The sequence below is a fragment of the Bifidobacterium subtile genome (assembly GCF_000741775.1).
Classification (GTDB): Bacteria; Actinomycetota; Actinomycetes; order Actinomycetales; family Bifidobacteriaceae; genus Bifidobacterium; species Bifidobacterium subtile.
The window spans coordinates 1-19329 of sequence record NZ_JGZR01000006.1; the positions used below are offsets into that span (position 1 = coordinate 1).

Below are 19329 nucleotides of genomic sequence, written 5' to 3' on the forward strand. Positions count from 1 at the left end.
CTCCTGCGTACGCCCGCCCCGCAGCCAGGAGACGAACGACTCCAGCTCGCGCACCCGCCGGCGCCGCCGTTCCCGGCGACCATGCTCAGCTTGCATGCCCGGCACCTCCAACGCTGGCGGCCAGACGCCGCACGCCCGTATTTCTGCATCGGCCCGCCGCACAGCGGGCACTTCCTCGCTCTCCCGGATCGAGTTCTCACCCGACTCAGCAGTACCCGGCAGGCCCCCTATTCTCCCCGCGAAAAAACAGCACCCCGACACGCCTACAGCCGCAAAGCCAAACCCCAAACACAACCAACACGTTTGTTCCTATAACCCAACATGCTTTTTCACACGCCATGATATTTATGGGTCGAATCATGTAAACGTTGATATTCCGCCAAAATGCCCTGTACTCAATTCGGCGTCTACTTTTCGAAGGGCCTAATGAACGAAAAAACCACCTAATAAATGTTCCACAGCGTTCGTCCCACAGCGTTCCTCAGTAGCATGTGCACCCGCAGCAGAGGTGAAACGCATAAAACGAGAGATATTCCGTTGTGTTGTCTTGAGGCATAGTTGACAGGTGTCTTGGGGCATGCTTTACACCGTTCAGCGGCGTCAAAACCTCCAACATTCGGACATTGACAGGCCCTGATCCATGGCCAGGACAGGGCCTTCAAGCACCAGTACATGCTGGCGAGCCCTCAAAGACCTGATTCGACGGCAAATACGCGATGCAGAACCATCCGGCCACCGCAAGGATCCCAACCGGCCATCACACGGGAAAACGAGCAAACCCGTCCCGACAGGCGGACGCCCGACAGCCCACAGCTGTCAACCATGCCCCAAGACATATGTAAACTATCCGCCCGAACAAAACACGAGAGATATTCCGTTCATTAGGTGCTTTTTTCGTTCATTAGGCACTTGCCAAAGTACAAGCCCATCATGGTCATTTCGCAATCGTTGGAATTCCGCCGATCTTGACCGTATGATAATACTCCAAAAAACCTAGAGCAGATGGTTGCGCACGAAAATGTGCCTAATGAACGGCGGACATGGCTGCAAGACAGCCGAAAACATGGAGAGAAACCGCCCTAAGCCTGCTCGAGCAGCATTTCGCCAAGACCATAACCGCATCCCCGATGCGTCTCATATGCGCTGTGACCTTCTTCACACCGAAACAAAGCAAACGCGACGAAATAATCCTTGAAGCGATGGCGCATCTCCTTAGATTTTGTTTCGATTTGAGCACGCGGCCGCAGGCAATGCCCTAACCGCAACGATACGGCAAGGATATTGTATCGAAACGCGGCTGTAACAGGCGCTCTTGCACGCCCCCAAACGGTGTCGTAAAGTCGCGCTACACGCCAAGCGCTCCGCACTTACGGCTCAACGAGCTACCCGCATACCCACCCGTACCTCGCTTTTAGAACACTCGCCTTTGGGGCATGCGCCCCAAATATGACCATATCTTGCACCCTTTGCGCCGCGACCGAAATCGTGACTTCAGACGGCACCGTTCTGAAAGCACCGTTCAGACGGCACCGTGACTTCAAGACGGCATCACGATATCGCAAGCCAAGCAGCTTTGCACTCGCGCTTATCGAGCCTCTCCAAGGATTCCTAGCGACCCCTCTCAAAACCAAAACCATCGCAACTGCGCACAACGCCAGCAGGAGAACACCATGAAACCGACCCAACTCATCATCGCACGCACCATCGGGATCTTCGTCGTAGCCACCGGCATCGTCTACATCTCATGGCGATGGGCATTCACCCTCAACATGAACGCCTTGTGGCTGGCCATCCCCCTTGCGCTCGCCGAGACTTACTCGCTTGGCGAGGCGATTCTCTACACATTCACCATGTGGCACGCCCGGAAAAGACCGTCGCCGCCGCCGGCCCGCAAAGGACTGAGCGTGGACATATTCATCACCACCTACAACGAACCGCTCGAACTGGTGCTCAAAACCGCGCTCTCCGCCAAATACGTGACCTACCCGCATAAGACCTGGATTCTCGATGACGGCCAGCGCCCGGAGTTCGCGTTGGCCGCGCAGCGCATCGGCGTCGGCTACATCACCCGAGGCGCCGAGTGGGAAGGCAAGCCGCGGTTCGCCAAAGCCGGAAACATCAACAATGCGCTGTTCCAGACCGACGGCGAATTCATCGCCATACTCGACGCCGATCAGATACCCAGCCCTGGGTTCCTCGATCATGTGCTCGGCTATTTCGAGGATGAGGCGGTGGCGTTCGTCCAGACGCCGCAGGAGTTCTGGAATGTGGGGAAGGCCGATCCGCTCGGCAGCAGGGCCGAGCTGTTCTACGGGCCAATCCAGCGGGGCAAGGATGGCTGGGATGCCGCATTCTTCTGCGGGTCCAACGCGGTGCTGAGGCGCGAGGCGCTGATGGCGCTCGGGCTGTCGGCGTATACGAGGAGTTCGCTTGCCGCAGTGCGCCGTGCGCTGCGTCGCGCCAAAACGCAGGCGCAGGAACTGCGCGCTCGGTGGCATCGTGCCAATCCGGCCGCGGAGCATGTCGCCGTCGATGTCCTCGCTTCGATCTCCCGTTGCGAATCAGGGCTGCGCCGAGGAAAACCGCTTGCCGACATTCTCGACCGGCTTGCCGACGACATCGTCGAATCCCAGCAGATCGAGGTCGCCTTGCCCGACGATATGCTTGCCACGCTTGCGCAGATCGAATCCGAGATTACGCATATCGCGGGCGAGCAGGCCCTGGTCATCAATCCCATGCGGACGAATTCCATTACGGAAGACATGGTGACGGCCCTGCATCTGCACGCCATGGGCTGGTCGAGCATCTACCATCACGAAGTGCTGGTGCAAGGTTTGGCGCCGGAGGATCTCAAAACCATGCTCTCCCAGCGCAATCGCTGGGCTTTGGGCACCATGCAGGTGTTCTTCACGCAGAACCCGCTGCTCATGCCCGGCCTTTCCTTGGGCCAACGGCTTATGTATCTCTCCACCATGACCAGCTATCTCAACGGTTTTGCGGCAGTCACCTTCCTCGCCGCCCCTATTGTGTTCCTCACCACGGGGATATTCCCGCTGAATGCCGATCCCGTGACGTTCTTCGCGCATTTCCTGCCGTTCTTCCTGCTGTGCCAAGCGTTTTTCCAAGTCACCGGCCATGGCTGCCGTGGCATCTGGAAGGGTCAGCAGATGTCGATCGCGCTGTTCCCCACATGGATCATAGCGACCACCAAAGGGCTGGTGGCGGCCGTTACCGGACGTCACATGGCATTTTCGGTGACGTCCAAAACGAAATCCGAATCGAATTCGGGCTTCAAGTGGATCGTCCCGCAGCTTATCGCGATGGGCTTGCTGATCGTGGCTTCCGGCATCGGCGTGGCGCGTGCGGCGTTCGGCGCAGCCGGACTGTCATCCACCTTGGTCTCGCTCGGCTGGGTGGCGATCGATATGGCGTTGCTGTGGGCCGCAGTTTCCGCGGCACGCTACCGCGGTCCGAAAGACAGCGAGATCACCGCGCCGTCGTTGCCTCAGCACGAGCTGCTGGCGGCATTGCTGACCGGATCGATCTCATCGGAGCCCAATACGCTGGGCGAGCAGCTTGCGAACCTGCGCGTCTCTCCCAGCGTGCCGATGAAGGATGATGTCGCAATCGGTCCGAATGTGCATGCGATCGGCCCTGTTCTTGACGCGCATGCGGCTCTGGCGTTGCGCAATACGGTGGCCGCCGAGCTCGGCAGCCGGCTGGATGGCCGTGAAAAGATCATTCTCGTCGATGTTTCGGAAGTGACCAGCGCAAGTCCGGCCGGCATCGCCTGCCTGATGCAGACTCTGCATCTGGTGCGGGCCGAGAGCGCGGATATGCGCATCTTCGGGGTTTCGCAGGCACTCGAGACCGCCAATCTCGCTTATCGCATCGACGGTCTGACCCATGTATACAAAGGTCTGGCCGAGGCTCAGGCGGCTCATCCCAGCGGCTCGGCCCGCAAGCCCGCGCTGCATCAAGCACAACCCAGCCAGCCGCAGACCAGCCAACCGCAGACCAGCCGACTGCAGACCAGCCGACTGCAGCTCGATCAATCAGCCGCCCCAGCCGTGCCGGCCATGCCAGCTGCACCGGGCGAGTCAGGCGGCGCCGATGCGATTGATATGACCTTGGCAAGCGAAGCCTTGAACGCCTCCTGAGCCGCTTGGCTCGAGTTGATCCGCCAGTCCCTCTCCTTGTTCACATCGAACCAGATGAAACCCGTCACCCGCTTCTGGGAGGAACCATGACTCATCAGCTTGGCGATCCACTGCGCCTTCGATTGGCCCGGACCGGAGCCCTCGGCGGACGCGGTCTCGGATATGAGAATCGGCTGCCTGCCGTCAAGCGCTCGCAGCTGGTTCAGCCCCTCGTCGAACAGCACGTCGGGTTCAGTCCACTCGTGTCCATCGCCTGTTCCCCAGTTGTAGCCGTCCAGCCCGAGGATATCGACCATGTCCGCGCCGGGATACGCGGCGGCGAGGTCGCTCGTCTGGCCTGCGACGGGGACGTTCGGCGACCACAGGAACCGCACGTTCGAAGCGCCGACGCTGCGGAAGAGGTCATGAACGTGCCGCCAGGCGGCGACATAGTCATCACTCGTGTTGCCGTTCACCCCGACCGCCCACGGATACCAGTCGCCGTTCATCTCATGGGCGAAGCGCAGCATCACGGTGGAACCCAAGTCTCTCAGCCCCGTTGCCCAACGGGTGAGATCCGCGTCGTGGCCGCCGGCCGCAATCCGAGCCAAGGCGAATTCCGGCTGCTCGGTTCTCGCATCGCCAATGCTATTTTCAGCAGCGCCTGCATTGGGATCCCATGGTTCCAAGGACAGTATCGGCGTTGCGCCGAGACTCGCGATCTCCTGCAATTGGGCAGCGGGCACCGGCTGCATGAGCGCGGAGAAGCTCAGCACGTAATTCGGGCGTGCGCCAGCGATGCCGGCCACTTGGGCGTAGCTGTTCGAAAGAGAATCCGCCGGAGGCAGATAGACGCCCCACTGCAACGCATGGGCGGCTGGCGTGGCGGTGCCGTCTTCGTCGACAGCATCGTTGGTTTTCGCGGCGCACCCGACGCACGCAGCCATCAGCGCAGCCGCCAGGCCCATGGCAAAGGCGGCGCGCAACGTGCGCATGATAGTCGGGAGCATTCGCATAAGCCACACCAGCTCTCTGTGCTCGTTCAACTCATTGTGCTAGTTCAATCCATTGCGCCAGTTCAACTCATGGTGCTCGTTCAACTCATTGCGCCTCAGCACCGATACGTTTGGGAGAATCCATTATGACATCGTCCAATAATCAATACCAAGGCCCTGACCAGTTCCCTCACAAATCCAAGTCCAAACGCCTGCGCCGAGCCAGTGCGCTCATTCCGGTGCTGCTTATGGCCGTGGCCACGATCGGCGTCGCATGGACAATGAACCGGGTCGTGCCCGCGTCATCGGCGACGGCCGAGAGCGAATTCTGCGTGGCGGATGACGCCAGCCTGATCGTTCCCGAAAAGGGCGTGCTGTTCGGAGTCAATCTCGATTGGGACAATGAGTCCATCGCGCAGTACAAGACGAATCTCGGCCATGCCCCGGCGATGGCCGTGCAATTCACCGACATTCCCTACGACCGCGAGACCTGGCAGCACACGCTGGACGCGGTCGACCAAGTGAAGCAGAACGGCGGTGCACTGCTGCTCACGCTCGAGCCGCACGCCGGGCTTTCCGCCGTCAGCACCGAGGTCATCGCGCAGCTGGCCGAAGATCTTCGCGAGCTTAACGACGATGGCGTTCCGGTCGTGCTCAGATACGCCCACGAAATGAACGGATCGTGGTATGCGTGGGGCCAGCAGCCTGCGGAATACATCGCCTCGTTCAGGCGCGTCGCGGACGCGGTGCACGCCAAGGCGCCCGGCTCCTCGATGATGTGGGCGCCCAACTACGGCGGCGGGTACCCGTTCGTCGGCGGCAAGTTCGCCGCAGCGTCTGAAAGCGACAATTTCAAGCTGCTCGACACGAACAACGATGGCGCACTGACGATGGCGGACGATTCGTACGCACCCTATTACCCCGGCGACGACGTGGTGGATTGGGCCGGCGTATCGCTGTATCACTGGGGCAATCAGCGCCCCTGGGGCAGCAACGACCAACTGGTCGAAAACCATAAGTTCGCCGACATGCTCACCGGCGAATACTCCGGCACCGCCGGTGACGACATTCAGGTTCCTGATTTCTACCATGTCTATGGGGATCTGCATAACAAGCCGATCGCCATCCCTGAGACCGCCGCGATCTACACGCCGTCGCGCGGCGGCACCGACGAGCTGGACATCAAACAGGCCTGGTGGCGGCAGGTGTTCGCCGACTCGTTCGCCAGCACGTTCCCCAAGGTCAAGATGATCAACTGGTTCGAATGGCAGAAATACGAGATCGAAATCGACGATACCGTCGACTGGCGCGCCGCCGGCAGCCCGCACGTGCGCGATGCCTTCGTCGCCGATCTGCCCACATGGCTGCACTACGCCCAAGACGTGCGCGCCTGCAAGGCAGGGTAGTCCTCAGAACTCCTCGTACTCGTTCGGATCCTGGTTCGCGATGCGGCCGTCGGGGCGGCCCAGGGCGGTGATCTCGGCCATTTCGGCGGAACTCAGCTCGAAGTCGAACACCGACAGGTTCTGCACCTGGCGCTCAGCGTGGGTGGCCTTCGGCAGCGGGATGATGCCCTGCTGCACATGCCAGCGCAGCACCACCTGCACCAGGCTGCGTTGGTGGGCGTCGGCGATGCGCTGGATGGCCGGGTCCTGCAGCAGCGAGTTGGCACGTCCGAGCGGAGACCACGCCTCGTCAATGATGCCGTGCGCCGCGTCCCATGCGCGCTGCTCGGCCTGCGGGAAGTAGGGATGCATTTCGATCTGGTTCACGGCCGGCGTTACGCCGGTTTCGTCGATAAGCCGCTGCAGATGCTCGGGCAGGAAGTTGCTCACGCCGATCGAAGTGACCAGTCCGCGTTCCCTCGCCTCGACCAGCGCCTTCCACGCCTCGACGTATTTGCCCTGCTTCGGGTTCGGCCAATGGATGAGGTACAGATCCACATGGTCGAGACCGGTGCGGTACACCGACTCCTCGATGGTGGTCAGCGCCTCGTCGTACGCGTGATGACGGCCAGGCAGCTTCGAGCTGACGATGATCTGCTCGCGGGGCACATCCGACCGGCGCACCGCCGCGCCGACCGTCCCCTCGTTCTCATAATTGAAGGCGGTGTCGAGCAGGCGATAGCCGTTGCCGAGCGCGCTTTCGATGGCATCCGCGCCCGCGACGCCGTTGAGCTTATAGGTGCCGAATCCGACAGCAGGCAGCGCATGGCCGTCGTTCAGCGACAGCGTAGGAATATTGGTGGTTTCAGTAGTCATAGAGACTGCCCTCCTCGTGTCTAGAGTTGCACTGCATTACGTTATTACGCTCTTTCACTCTACTACGATACTGGTAGTATCGAAACTATGAGACCACTTTCCTCACGTTCTTCGGAGCCTTCGACAACGCCATCGGCAGCGCTGCCAACGGCTCCGCCAGCAGTTCCACTGATAGCTAAAGCGCACCACGGCCACGGTGGACGCCCCCGCAGCGAAGCCTCTCGTCGTGCCATCCTCGACGCCGTCGCCGACCTCGTGGCCACCGTCACTCCCGCGCAAATCACCATCGCCGCGATTGCCGCGCGCGCTGGCACCAGCAAGTCCACTATCTATCGCTGGTGGACATCGCGTGCCGAGCTGCTCTTCGAGGCGCTCGCCAGAATCACTGTGCCCACGCTCGAATTCCCGGACGATGCCGACACAGCCACCGCGCTCGCGACCCAACTCGAGGCATTGCAGCGCCTGTTCGCCGACCCCTACCTCGGCCGGCTGATCATCGCGCTGACCATCGAAGTTCAGGAGAACCCCGATACCGCACGCGCTCTGCGTCGGCTCTGGCTCGCCCCGCGCCGCGATTCCGCCGCGCACATCCTGCAACGGGGAATTGCGCGCGGCGAAATCCGCGCCGACATCGATCTCGAAATCGCCATCGACCAGCTCTTCGCACCGCTGTATCATCGCGCGCTCTATTACTCCGGCACGAACCGCGATGGAGGTGGAAGTGGAAGTTGCGAAGAGAACCACGACGGCGACGGCGACGTCGATAACAACAGCAGCACGATAGCCCGTCACACAGCCAAAGCCGTCGAGCAGTTCCTTGCCGGTGCAGCTGCGCATGCAGGACGCGGCGACGACAGCAACGGAAGCCAACGCCCATGACAGATTCCAAGCCGACCGATGCGCAATATACGGAACAGTCCGCGGCACAGTCCGCAATGCGACCCCCAACACAGGCCGGAACACAATCCGACCCACAGCGGAATACGACATTCCTGTGGCTTATCGCCATTATCTTCGGCACTGCCATGTCGTTCACGACCGTGCCCACCACGCTCTGGTCGCTCTATGAGAGCGCCGAACACTACAGCACCATGATGGTCACCGTGGCCTTCACCTCCTACTCGTTCGGCGTGCTGCTGAGCCTCGTCCTGCTCGGGCACCTCTCCGACTGGAGGGGTCGCCGCCCGCTTATCGCAATCAGCCTGCTATGCCAAATCGCTGCCGCCGTAGCGCTCATGGCTACGCACCTCTTCATGCCAGTAGTCATCGCGCGTTTCGTGAGCGGCGTCGGCGTCGGCATGCTCACCGCCACCGCCACCGCATATCTCGCCGAACTCGCCATCGCAGGCGGCCGCTTCTCCCCCTCCATCGCGCTGGTAATCGCCACCGCCGCCAACCTCGGCGGCCTCGGCGCCGGGCCGCTCGTCGGAGGCGCACCGGCGCAATGGGCTCCGTGCCCCTTGGTCGTGCCGTACGGCATCTACCTTGCGCTGCTGATCGTCTGCCTCGGCGTGCTGCGGCTCGGGCCGGAAACCGCGACCATCCGCTCGCGGCGGTACCATCCGCAACGCATCCGGGTGCAGCGGGCCGACCGGGCAGGCTATCTGGTTGCCATAGGCGTGGGAGCCGCCACGTTCTGCGTGCAGGGCCTGTCCACTTCGCTCTTCCCGCAGCTGCTCGGCCAGCTCAGCATCCATTCGCGCTTCTGGCAAGGTCTTCTGGTGGCCTGCGTGCTGTTCGCCTCTGCCGCGACCCAGATCATGATGCGCTCGCTGTCCGCCTCGCGGCTCATCCTGACCGGCCTGCCCGCCATCGGACTGGGAGTCGTGCTGATGCTGTGCGGCGTGATCTTGGTTAACGGCGTGCTCTTTGCGCTCGGCGGCATCATCGGCGGAGCAGGCGGAGGAGCCGCATTCCGCGGCGCGCTCGCCCAGGCTCAGCAGCTCGCGTCGGCGGATGCGCAAGGCGAGGCCGCAGCCGGCGTATTCGTCGGCGCATACCTCGGCATGTCCGTGCCCGTGCTCGGCATCGGATTCGCTTCTCTTGCCGGAGCGCCGCTCCGTATCTCGGTGGCTGTGTTCGCGCTTTTCGTGCTGGCTTTCGCTATCGTTCTGGCCATCGGAACCGTGAAAACCGGGCGGCGTTCCTTCCCCGAGGCGAAGCGGCAGGGACGCCGGTAGCTATATGATGAGTCCCGCACACGATACCGCGCCGACATGCTCAGGAGAAGACACCCCACATGAATAATGCTCTGACGATACTGTGGATGGTCATGGGCATCGCCGCAGGCGCGCTGCTGCCGCTGCAGAATACGGTCAACACGCGTCTTGCCAAGGGGCTGCGCTCGATCGCGCTGGCGACCGGCGTCTCATTCGCCGTCGGCACCATATTCTTAGGACTCGTGCTGCTTGCGCTCAGGCAGCATCTGCCGTGGGGCGCGACCTTCGCCCAGCAGCCCGCTTGGATCTGGCTCGGCGGGCTGTTCGGCGTCTCGTTCTTCACCGTGAACATCGTGCTTATGCGGTATTTCGGCGCCTCCATCACCGTTGTGCTCGCCATTTGCGGCCAGGTGATCGGCGGACTGATCATCGACGTCTTCGGCATATTCGACGTCACCCGACAGTCTCTCTCATTCGGCCGCCTTGCCGGCACGGCGCTGGTGGTGGCCGGCGCGATACTCGTCAATATGACGACTCGCCTGCACGCCGATGCGCACGCCGATGCCGACGACACCGCTCGCCCGAGGATTGCGCAGCGCATTCTGCTGCCTGTGGCCGGAGTGCTCAGCGGGTGCCTGAGCGCCGCGCAGACCACCGTCAACGGCCGGCTCGGCACGGTGCTCGGTTCGCCGGAAGCGGCTTCGTTCGCCTCTTTTTCCGTGGGCGTCACATGCATCGCGCTGTTCCTCCTCGTGACCATCCGGTCGACGCATATTCCCGCAACCGCTGCCGCACTCCCGTGGTGGGCATGGGCCGGAGGCGGCGTGCTCGGGGCACTCTACGTGCTCGCCAACGCCATCGATGCGCCGCTGCTGGGGACTTCCCTGACCGTCAGCGTCGTGCTGTTCGGCCAAATCGTCGGCGGACTGGTCATCGATCATTTCGGCCTGCTCGGCCTCGCCCGCAGGCCCGTCACCACTCAGCGAATCCTGGGTGCCGCTCTGGTGCTCATCGGCATCGTGCTGACGCGTTTTGCTTTGTGAATCTGCGGTTTTCAAACTGATGGCGTTCATGCAAATTGATGGCGTTCACCGATTTCCACGAGGTCGCAACCTCATCGCGCAACATCGCTGGCATTGTGCAGGTCACACTGCCCGATGATGGCAAAACGCTGCAATTGGACGAATGGTCGACCTACGCCGAATGGCGCGACGACCCCATCGGAGGCCCAATCATCGGGAATCTCATGCGCGCCGCCGCCGAACAAGACGGCTCCGCCCTCGACGACCCCACCATGCAGCTGTTCATGCAAAGCATGCCCATCAACAGCCTGTCGATGATGCTCGGCATGAGCAATGATGAAATCGTCAGCAGTTTGATGGGTAAGTATCGTGGGAAGGCTGCGGCAGCGAGCGGGAACAAGTGAGCGGAAGACGTATCAGTGGGCTGAATAGGCAGCCTACTTGTACCCGCGCATAAACTGTTCGCGCACTTTCGAAGAGGTGGAACCGACAATCACTCCGACGACAAAGAGCACGAAAGGAATGACTGCAAGAAGAATGCTGATTGCCAAGCTCCCGTCTGTCACCATCATAAAGTTGGGTCTTCGCCAGTATGTGTGGTGGGGGTTTGGGCTTTGGTGTTGTCGCTGGGGCTTTTCCGTGTGCGGGCGTGGAAAGGGGCGTTCTCCTGTTAGGTTTGTTTCTGCCAAGAAATAGAACCGAAAACGGGAGAACGCCTGTGCCCACCATAACAGCCGACGCGCTCAAGCGCATGCTGCGCCTGCCCGCCGATGTCGTGACCGGAACGCCGCGCGTCGAGAAGGACCCGCATGGCGGGGATGTCGCGGTCGTCCCGGCGCGCCCGTACGCGGGCGATATGGGCCGGTGCGCCAGATGCGGGAGGCGCGGCAGGCCATACGACCGGCTGGGCATGCGCCGCTGGCGCCACCTCGACGTCGGGTGCGTGAAGCTCCTCTTGGAGTACGCGCCCCGGCGCGTCGACTGCGAGGAGCATGGCGTCACGGTCGAGATGGTGCCGTGGGCGGGCAGGAAGAGCGCGTACACGCGTGATTTCGAGCGGCAGGTCGCGTGGCTGAGCGTGCATGCGCCCAGAAGCGCGGCATCGTCGCTGATGCGCGTCGACCGGAAGAGCGTGGGGCCGGTGCGCCGGCGGGTCGCCGACGGCCTGCGCGCCGGGCAGGGTCCCGGCCTGTTCGACGGGCCGCGTTCCATCGGCGTGGACGAGACCAGCTACAAAAAGGGCCACACGTACATGAGCGTGGTCGTCGACCACGAGCGCGGACGCGTCGTCCGGATGCGCGACGGGCACGGGGAGAAGGCGTTCGACCTGTTCTTCCAGGCGCTCACGCCCGCCCAGCGCGAATCCATCGCGGTGGTCACCGGGGACGGCGCGAGGTGGATCGACGAGCGCGTGTTCCGCTGGCGCCCCACGGCCGAACGCATCCTCGACGGGTTTTATATCGCCAGCTGGGCGAGCGACGCGCTCGACAAGGCCAGGACCGCCGCGTGGCGCGAGGCCGGGAAGGCAGGCGCCGCCGAAAAGGGCGCGAGGGACCCGATCAAGGGCGCCCGGCGGGCGCTGCTGAAGAACGGGGCGGACCTGACCGCCGGCCAGCGCGCCCGGCTCGAATGCGTCGCGAACACCAACGAGTCCCTCTGGCGGGCGTACAAGCTCAAGGAACGGCTGCGCATGATCCTGCGCCAGAGCCCCGGCGAGGCCGCGCCCCTGCCGCGCCAGTGGGCCGCGGACGCGTTCCTGTCCGGCATCCCGGGATTCGTCCCGCTCGGCGAGAAGATCGCGCGACGCCGCTTCGACATCCTGCGCACCATCCGCAGCGGCCTGTCCAACGCGAGGCTCGAGGCCGTCAACAACAGGATCAAGACCACCATCAGGATGGGCTACGGGTACAGGAACCTCGACAACCTCATCGCCCTCGTCATGCTCAAATGCGGCCGGCTCAACCTCAAACTCCCCGGACGCCAATAACCAGCAGGACAAACCAGCGATCCCCACCCACACAAACACCCGAAGAGCCTTAAATATGTACGAATTCGACTATTTTCTTTTCTCTAGAAAGAGTGTATACTATGCGACCATCCATCAAAATGGTGCCTACTCATGTCGCCCTTTCTCAAGAATCTCATTTCAAGAGCTATAGCACCTCACTTTACCAGTTCTGTACGGCCGCATTGGGGTTGTCAACGGCGGAATGCGCTCTTCCTTTTTCCTACGCGTGATGCCTATAATGCCGTGAAGCTTGGGAGAGGATTGGCCTCACCTTGACTTGTACGAGGCACCACTGCCGAAACAGCAAACGATGCTGAAGCAGATGTACAGCCGGATGCGTCAAAAGCCACCGGGTACAAGGGTCGCGAAGATGAGCTGCAGAGCAGGAAATACACAGCGCAGAGGCTGCGCGAAGGGAATGAGGTGATGCGCAGTGACCGCCGAGAGGCAGAACACTGGGGAACAGGACGCAGCGCGACAGACTACCAAAAGGCGGACTGCGGGCGCACAAGCCGTATACAGCCAGAGCACCGGTGAACGGGACGCAGACAGGCAAACGATGAACGAACCGGCTACCGGGAAACAGGTCGCAAACGACCAGACCGCAGACCAACAAGCCACTGGGAAACAGTCTTTTGGAGAACAGGCCGCAGGCCAGCAGACCGCTAACGGCCAAACTGCTCGGCGCGAGAACAATCCCGCACACGCGCCACGTCAATCGTCGCAACGCCCTCTCCTGCAACACCAACCTACGCAGTTCCACCTCCAGCGCCAGCCACAGCCACAACACCCGCACCCGCACCCTCACCCCCAGCGCCATATGCCGTGGCGGCTGGCGCTGCTGATCTGCGCCGGGGTCACGCTGCTGACCGGGCTGGACGCAGCGCTGCTGCGCGTGGGGCTGGCGGCTCCGGTCGCCGGCGTCGGGCTGGCCGATGCACATGGGCCGCTGATGATCTACGGATTCCTGGGGACGGTGATCGCGCTGGAACGCGCGGTGGCGCTGCGTTCGGTGGTCAGACATTCATGGTGGGGGTATATCGCGCCGGTGGCGGGTGCGCTCGGAGCCGTGCTGCTGATCGTGGGCATACTGTTGCCCGGTGCGACCCAATCGATGCCGCTGCTGGCATCAATATCGCTGGCGGACTCGCCGCGTATTTTGGCCTCAGCGGCGTGGTGCGCGGCCATGATCGCGCTGACGACGATGTATGCCGTGATGCTGCGCGCACAGTTCGCTCCGGCGCTGGTGGTTCAGCTGCTGGCCTCGCTCGCGGGCCTGTGCGGCATGGCGCTGTGGGCGCGGGGGCTGACCATTGCGCAGATATTCCCGTGGTGGATGGCGCTGCTGGTGATGACGATTTGCGGCGAGCGCCTCGACCTCGCCCGGCTGTCGCTGGGAGCCGGTGCCGAACGCCGTATTCTTGCGGAAAGCACAGTGCTGTTTATCGCGCTGCCGGTTACATTGCTATCGCCGACAATCGGCTATCCATTGCTCGGCGCGGCGCTGCTGGTGATGATTGGCGACCTAGCCACGCATGACATCGCCCGGCACACGATATGCAGCAAAGGCGCGACGCGCTTCATGGCCGCGTGCATGCTGGCCGGCTATGCGTGGGCTTCGGCGGCGGCCGTCGCGTGGATTCTGGTGGGTGCTCCCGGCGCGAACGGCTACCTCTATGACCTGTGCGTGCATGCGATTACCATCGGATTCGTGCTTTCGATGGTGATCGCGCACGCGCCGATCATCATGCCAGCCATCGTGCATCGCCCGCTGCCATACCATCCCGCGCTGTGGGCGGTTTGGGGCCTGCTGCAGGCCGGCCTGCTGATTCGCATCATCGCCGGTTTCCGCCAATCGGTCACCGCATGGCGATTCGGTGACATGCTCGACGTCGTCGCCGTGCTGGCGATGATGGTCACGTTGGTGACACTGGTCGTATTTGGCGGGCGGAAGCGCGGGAACGTTGCAGCTCAACGGCTGCGCAGCACTGATGCCGGGCGATTTCGGAGTGTTGGCACTGGCAATAAACGTGCCGACGATACGGACGGAAAAGACCTTAACATAACAGCAAATGCCAATGATATGCCGCTGCACATGAGCAGTGCGAAACAAGCACATGACGCCGATACGAAATCGTATAGTACTGACATAAAAGCAAACGACGGCTTCGTGCAAACGCAAGGTACCGCAGAATAGCAGCACGCCGAGGAAGACAATGGTAATGAGCGTTAATGAAAAAAGCGGCGAATATGAGGGTTCGGATACGAGTAATACCAGCACCGCCACCAGCCACGACCGCACCCACGCCACCCGCACCATCGCCTCGCGGGCACGCGCCGACCGGTACGCGACCGCGTGGATGGTGGCTGCCGTGGCGCTGCTCGCGATTGGTCTGTTAGCTGCGGGCAAACTGCCCAAGCCCTTGTGGACCATGGTGCATGTGATCGCGCTGGGCGTGCTGACGAACGGTATTCTGCAATGGTCGTGGTTCTTCGCGCGCACGCTGCTGCACTTGCCAGCCGGCGACAGGCACGCAGGAGTGAACAATGTGATTCGCGCGCTGGCGTTCAATGTCGTGCTGGTCGCGCTGTTTGCCGCCATATGGCTGGGCTCGGCACCGTCGGCGATCGCCTGCGATGCCGCCGTCATCGCCATACTCGCGTGGCATGGCGCGGATTTGCTGTTGGTCGCGCACAATGCATCACAAGCGCCGAAGACAACGAAAACATCGCAGGCTCCAAAGGCCTCGCAGGCGCGGTTCGCCGTCGTGATTCGCTACTACGCAACCGCGACGGGATTCCTTATAGTGGCCTGCGTGCTGGCCGGATTCGTGGTCGAAGCGATGCTCGGCACGCATCCGGCAGCCTGGCTGGTGCGCAGCCGCGATGCCCTGACCGTGGCGCATGCGCTTGCCGCCGTCGCCGGATGGGTCGGACTGTCAATCGCCGGAACTCTGGTGTCGCTTGGGCCCACGATGCTGCGAGCACGTATTGACCCGGATGCCCCTGCCGCAGCACAGCGAGCCTTGCCCGTGCTGACGGCCACGCTTCTGGTCGCCGTCGTCAGCGCCGCTGTGGGCAATGGCATTGGGATTGGCGCGGGATTGCTGGGATTCGCCGGTGCCGCCAGCTATGGCGTCGCGGTTCCGCTGCTGCGATGCGCACGGCAGCGCCCGCCGCGCAGCCTAGCCACATGGTCGATGGCCGCCGGAGTCATATGGTCTGTCGTCATGCTCATTGCGGTTGCTCTTCGCGCCTTGTTCACCACGGATATCAGCGCTTTGCGCGCCGCGAATCTGCCCATGCTGCCGCTGCTGGGCGGTGGCGGATTGGCACAGATCTTCATCGCCGCGCTGACCTATCTGATGCCCGTGGTCATCGGCGGCGGCCCGGCCGTCATGCGCGAAGGCATGCAGGCGCTGGAAACAGCATGGCCAGTGCGCTTCGCCATCCGCAATACCGCCTTGCTGCTGCTCGGATTCACAGGCTTCACGTCTGGAATCGGCCTATTGCAGCGCGTGTGGTGGGCGCTCGTGCTGGCTACATACGTCGTCGATATCGCATTATTCGCGGTCGCCGGCATCCGCCAATCGCGGAGCAAACGAGCCGCTGCTGCCGCAACCGTTGCCACCACAGTCACCGCCGTCGCCACCGCACAGCAACCTTCACATGATCGGAGCGCAGTCGCATGAACGCATCGCATGATGATAATGACAACACCGACGCACCTAGCGCACCCAATCAACCGCGCAAACCCAGCCGCCCTCACGGGCCACGAGCGCTTCCAGGCGAGTTGGCATCGCCGGCACAGCATATGGGCGGGTTGGTTGCGGGCGCAATTGCGGTGGTGTGTCTCACTGTCGCCGCCATCCTGATTCGCCCAAGTCTGGCCGCCGACCTGTCAACCTCGGGCAATATCGGCGCTACGACCACAGCCTCAGCAGGACCATCATCTGCAACCACGCAGGTGACGCCGACAGGGAAAACCGTCACGGCGACGATTCGCGCCAAGGACATGACCTATGTGCCTAACGTAATTCAGGTGCATGTCGGGGATCGGCTGCGCGTCGTGTTCGTCAATGACGATACGCAAAGCCACGATCTCGTGTTTTCCAACGGCGCGTCTGCACCCACGCTCGCGCCGGGTGCGCGGCACAATCTCGATGTCGGCATCGTCGCGGGCGATATGCAGGGCTGGTGTTCGCTGGCCGGACATCGCGAAATGGGCATGAGTCTGAGCGTGAAGGCGACCGGAAACGGTGCTGCGGATGGCGCGAACGGCGCAGGAAGTGACGCAGGAACCAGCGCAACAGGCAACAATTCCGGCAGCAACGCAACAGCCGCCGACGCCCCAATCCCTAGCGCAGCAGCACTCAAACAACAAGCCAAAGCTGAGCAGCCCTACCCTGCAGAACTGCCCGCCTTGGAGCCGGGCACAGTGCATAATGTCACGCTCACCGTCACCGAGCACACGCAGCAGCTCGCCAGCGGCGTCACGCGCCAAATCTGGACCTACAACGGCTCGACGCCCGGGCCGGTGCTGCACGGCCGGGTCGGCGACACCTTCAACGTCACGCTGGTGAACAAGGGCAGCATGGGCCATTCGATTGACTTCCACGCCGGAACGGTCGCCCCCGATCAGCCCATGCGCACCATCGCGCCAGGGCAATCTTTGCGATATTCCTTCGCCGCGGCGAGGGCGGGCGTGTGGATGTACCACTGCTCGACCGCGCCCATGTCGAATCACATCGCCAACGGCATGTTCGGCGCGGTCGTCATCGAGCCGAAGAACCTGCCGCCGGTCGACCATTCCTATGTGCTCATCCAGTCGGAGCTTTATCTCGGCGCGAACGGCAAGCCCGCCGACGCTACGAAAATCGCCAATCGTACGCCAGATCTCATGGCATTCAACGGCAGGCCGTTCCAATACGACGCCCACCCATTGCAAGCCTCAGCAGGCCAGCGCATCCGCATCTGGGCGCTGGACGCCGGGCCGAACGAATCCTGGGCCTTCCACGTCGTCGGCACCCAGTTCGACACCGTATGGACGGAAGGCGCCTATAGCATTCGCAATGGGTTTGGCGGAAGTTCGGGAGCGGGCACAGGATCGGGCCAAGGCTCCGAATCAGACACGAATTCAGGTCAGGCACCGAGCACGACCAGCAGCGAATCCGGCACATCCGGCGCCCAGGAGCTGCCGCTGCTCCCCGCGCAAGGCGGCTTCGTCGAGTTCACCCCCACCGAGCCCGGTCATTATTCAATCGTCAACCACGAGATGTCCCTCGCCGAAAAAGGCGCCCACGGCACGCTCGACGTTTCGTGAGCGTGTCACGTGCGCGAACGCGGCCGGGTTTGTATACACAAGTCGGCCAATAGCCCATACGAGGGGCCATTTTACGCGGCCGAAAATCGCTATCCACCGACTTGTGCATACGAACCCGAGCGTGTTGGGCGCTCTGGATGACCAGGGTTACTCGCGCTGTTTTCCTGTCGTAACGCGAGTAATCACGTTTTCAAAGCGAATCATTTATCAAGATTGCACGATCACAAAACCAGCGAACTGCGCACTTGAACCGCGCAGCTTCACCATGCAGCACAGACGTGAATACCCTATGCGTGCCATACGCCGAACTCACTCACGAAAACCACAGCAATGAGATGGACCAGATACCGAAAGGGCATAATGAATAAGCATGCTTCATCGTTTCGGTACAATCGAGAATCAGGTCGAAGGAAAGATTTCAAGGCTCGATGGCGAGCAACACTTGACATCTACTGATAATCACGGAGGGATATCCACTCATGAACGATGCGAAAATCATCGAGGAAGCGCGCGAGTTTGCAAAGCGAAACCCAAGAATCTTCATTGATATGGCAATTGATGAGGCCAAATCGTCCGTCGCTGGGAGCAAGCTTGCTATTTTCATGGCTGGTACGCCGGGCAGCGGTAAAACCGAATATGCCGAGGAACTCGCAGGACTTTTTAATAAACGGCCGGTCATGATCAACGCTGATCTTTTCCGTGAGAAGTTCGAAAAGTATAATGGTGAGAACTCGTATCTCTTCCAATCTGCCACGAATGTCGCAGTCGAAAAGGTTTTTGACAAGGTAATTCACGACGGGTACTCATTCATACTCGATACAACATTTTCGTCGAAGAATGCGACGCTGAATATCAAGCGTGCGTTGGATCACGGCTTTCGTGTCCAGATATACTTTATTTTTCAACAGCCGAAAATCGCATGGGGCTTCACACAATCACGCGAGAAGATCGAAGGCCGCAATATTCCGCTTGATTCGTTCATCACATCATATTTCAGGTCCCGCGAAAACGTGGAAAAGGCGATGAATGACCCGACAATCGGCCCGAAGATTGTCTTGACCGTCATCGAAAAAGAGTTCAATAACAAGGTTCGCAGAATACATCCGGTCGAGCACAATCTTGCTAATTTTACGCCGTTGAACTATACTGAGACAACTTTAAGAAGGGAGCTGTCGCATGAAGGAAATGCTCAATAATGCCATAGAATATGTGCGTGTCAAGCACGCCGTCCGCAAATATGGCAGCGATTTCTCCCTGTTCTTTACGAAAGCCAGCCAAGGTGAAATCGAGCTCCTCCTGCTCTACACCGCGCGAAAAGCAAATGATCGACAGCGCGAACTGATACACCGGGCCGATGCCAAAGCCATCGTATAAGGCAGGAATTCTCCTCGGCAAAAGTCCCCGGACACAGTCTTCTCGAAT

The 19329-nt window shown here is 61.5% G+C and carries 15 protein-coding genes; 12 read left to right on the forward strand and 3 right to left on the reverse strand.

The window, feature by feature from the left end:
- On the reverse strand, positions 1-200 hold a 200-nt coding region (locus BISU_RS13655), incomplete at its 3' end, for a transposase-like zinc-binding domain-containing protein (RefSeq protein ID WP_459166246.1).
- Positions 201-1670: 1470 nt separating this feature from the next.
- On the opposite strand from BISU_RS13655, the gene BISU_RS04635 reads away from it, so the two are divergent.
- Positions 1671-4160, forward strand: coding sequence for a glycosyltransferase (locus BISU_RS04635; RefSeq protein ID WP_024464563.1), 2490 nt, complete (start codon positions 1671-1673; stop codon positions 4158-4160).
- On the opposite strand, the gene BISU_RS04640 is transcribed toward BISU_RS04635, so the two are convergent.
- Positions 4052-5185 (reverse strand): glycoside hydrolase family 26 protein, encoded by a 1134-nt coding sequence (locus tag BISU_RS04640; protein WP_152599291.1) that lies wholly within the window; start codon positions 5183-5185, stop codon positions 4052-4054. The two genes, BISU_RS04635 and BISU_RS04640, sit on opposite strands and share 109 nt — an antisense overlap.
- A gap of 95 nt (positions 5186-5280) precedes the next feature.
- On the opposite strand from BISU_RS04640, the gene BISU_RS04645 reads away from it, so the two are divergent.
- Positions 5281-6540, forward strand: coding sequence for a glycoside hydrolase family 26 protein (locus BISU_RS04645; protein ID WP_024464565.1), 1260 nt, complete (start codon positions 5281-5283; stop codon positions 6538-6540).
- 3 nt (positions 6541-6543) lie between these two features.
- On the opposite strand, the gene BISU_RS04650 is transcribed toward BISU_RS04645, so the two are convergent.
- Positions 6544-7395, reverse strand: a complete 852-nt coding sequence (locus tag BISU_RS04650) for an aldo/keto reductase (RefSeq protein WP_033503399.1) — start codon at positions 7393-7395, stop codon at positions 6544-6546.
- 87 nt (positions 7396-7482) lie between these two features.
- On the opposite strand from BISU_RS04650, the gene BISU_RS04655 reads away from it, so the two are divergent.
- The 10 genes from BISU_RS04655 to BISU_RS04700 all read left to right on the forward strand — a co-directional run bounded on the left by BISU_RS04655 (position 7483) and on the right by BISU_RS04700 (position 19281).
- Entirely contained in the window at positions 7483-8274 is a 792-nt protein-coding gene (locus tag BISU_RS04655) for a TetR-like C-terminal domain-containing protein (RefSeq protein WP_024464567.1), read from the forward strand.
- A complete protein-coding gene (locus BISU_RS04660) occupies positions 8271-9575 on the forward strand; it encodes an MFS transporter (RefSeq protein ID WP_024464568.1) in 1305 nt (434 codons plus the stop codon). The genes BISU_RS04655 and BISU_RS04660 overlap by 4 nt, the downstream gene beginning before the upstream one ends.
- A gap of 59 nt (positions 9576-9634) precedes the next feature.
- A complete protein-coding gene (locus BISU_RS04665; protein WP_051246290.1) occupies positions 9635-10597 on the forward strand; it encodes a DMT family transporter in 963 nt (320 codons plus the stop codon).
- Between the two features lie 38 nt (positions 10598-10635).
- Positions 10636-10980: a hypothetical protein gene (locus BISU_RS04670; protein ID WP_024464570.1), complete on the forward strand. Its 345-nt coding sequence runs from the start codon at positions 10636-10638 to the stop codon at positions 10978-10980.
- A 314-nt stretch (positions 10981-11294) separates the two neighbouring features.
- Positions 11295-12563, forward strand: a complete 1269-nt coding sequence (locus BISU_RS04675; protein ID WP_024464571.1) for an ISL3 family transposase — start codon at positions 11295-11297, stop codon at positions 12561-12563.
- Between the two features lie 841 nt (positions 12564-13404).
- The gene (locus tag BISU_RS04680) at positions 13405-14781 is read left to right on the forward strand and encodes a hypothetical protein (protein ID WP_024464572.1); all 1377 of its coding nucleotides are present in this window, start codon (positions 13405-13407) and stop codon (positions 14779-14781) included.
- 25 nt (positions 14782-14806) lie between these two features.
- Positions 14807-16276, forward strand: a complete 1470-nt coding sequence (locus BISU_RS04685; RefSeq protein ID WP_024464573.1) for a hypothetical protein — start codon at positions 14807-14809, stop codon at positions 16274-16276.
- 122 nt (positions 16277-16398) lie between these two features.
- Complete coding sequence (locus BISU_RS04690) at positions 16399-17907, forward strand: multicopper oxidase domain-containing protein (RefSeq protein WP_033503402.1); 1509 nt, start codon at positions 16399-16401, stop codon at positions 17905-17907.
- 479 nt (positions 17908-18386) lie between these two features.
- Positions 18387-19103, forward strand: coding sequence for a zeta toxin family protein (locus BISU_RS04695; RefSeq protein WP_033503404.1), 717 nt, complete (start codon positions 18387-18389; stop codon positions 19101-19103).
- A complete protein-coding gene (locus tag BISU_RS04700; protein WP_152599295.1) occupies positions 19084-19281 on the forward strand; it encodes a hypothetical protein in 198 nt (65 codons plus the stop codon). Before BISU_RS04695 ends, BISU_RS04700 begins: the two co-directional genes overlap by 20 nt.
- The last annotated feature ends 48 nt before the right edge of the window (positions 19282-19329 follow it).

Bases quoted from the DNA above. Each gene is read 5' to 3' on its own strand.
- BISU_RS04635 (WP_024464563.1), top strand. From the start codon at position 1,671: ATGAAACCGACCCAACTCATCATCGCACGCACCATCGGGATCTTCGTC.
- BISU_RS04645 (WP_024464565.1), top strand. From the start codon at position 5,281: ATGACATCGTCCAATAATCAATACCAAGGCCCTGACCAGTTCCCTCAC.
- BISU_RS04650 (WP_033503399.1), bottom strand. From the start codon at position 7,395: ATGACTACTGAAACCACCAATATTCCTACGCTGTCGCTGAACGACGGC.
- BISU_RS04655 (WP_024464567.1), top strand. From the start codon at position 7,483: ATGAGACCACTTTCCTCACGTTCTTCGGAGCCTTCGACAACGCCATCG.
- BISU_RS04660 (WP_024464568.1), top strand. From the start codon at position 8,271: ATGACAGATTCCAAGCCGACCGATGCGCAATATACGGAACAGTCCGCG.
- BISU_RS04665 (WP_051246290.1), top strand. From the start codon at position 9,635: ATGAATAATGCTCTGACGATACTGTGGATGGTCATGGGCATCGCCGCA.
- BISU_RS04670 (WP_024464570.1), top strand. From the start codon at position 10,636: ATGGCGTTCACCGATTTCCACGAGGTCGCAACCTCATCGCGCAACATC.
- BISU_RS04680 (WP_024464572.1), top strand. From the start codon at position 13,405: ATGCCGTGGCGGCTGGCGCTGCTGATCTGCGCCGGGGTCACGCTGCTG.
- BISU_RS04685 (WP_024464573.1), top strand. From the start codon at position 14,807: ATGAGCGTTAATGAAAAAAGCGGCGAATATGAGGGTTCGGATACGAGT.
- BISU_RS04690 (WP_033503402.1), top strand. From the start codon at position 16,399: ATGGGCGGGTTGGTTGCGGGCGCAATTGCGGTGGTGTGTCTCACTGTC.
- BISU_RS04695 (WP_033503404.1), top strand. From the start codon at position 18,387: ATGAACGATGCGAAAATCATCGAGGAAGCGCGCGAGTTTGCAAAGCGA.
- BISU_RS04700 (WP_152599295.1), top strand. From the start codon at position 19,084: ATGAAGGAAATGCTCAATAATGCCATAGAATATGTGCGTGTCAAGCAC.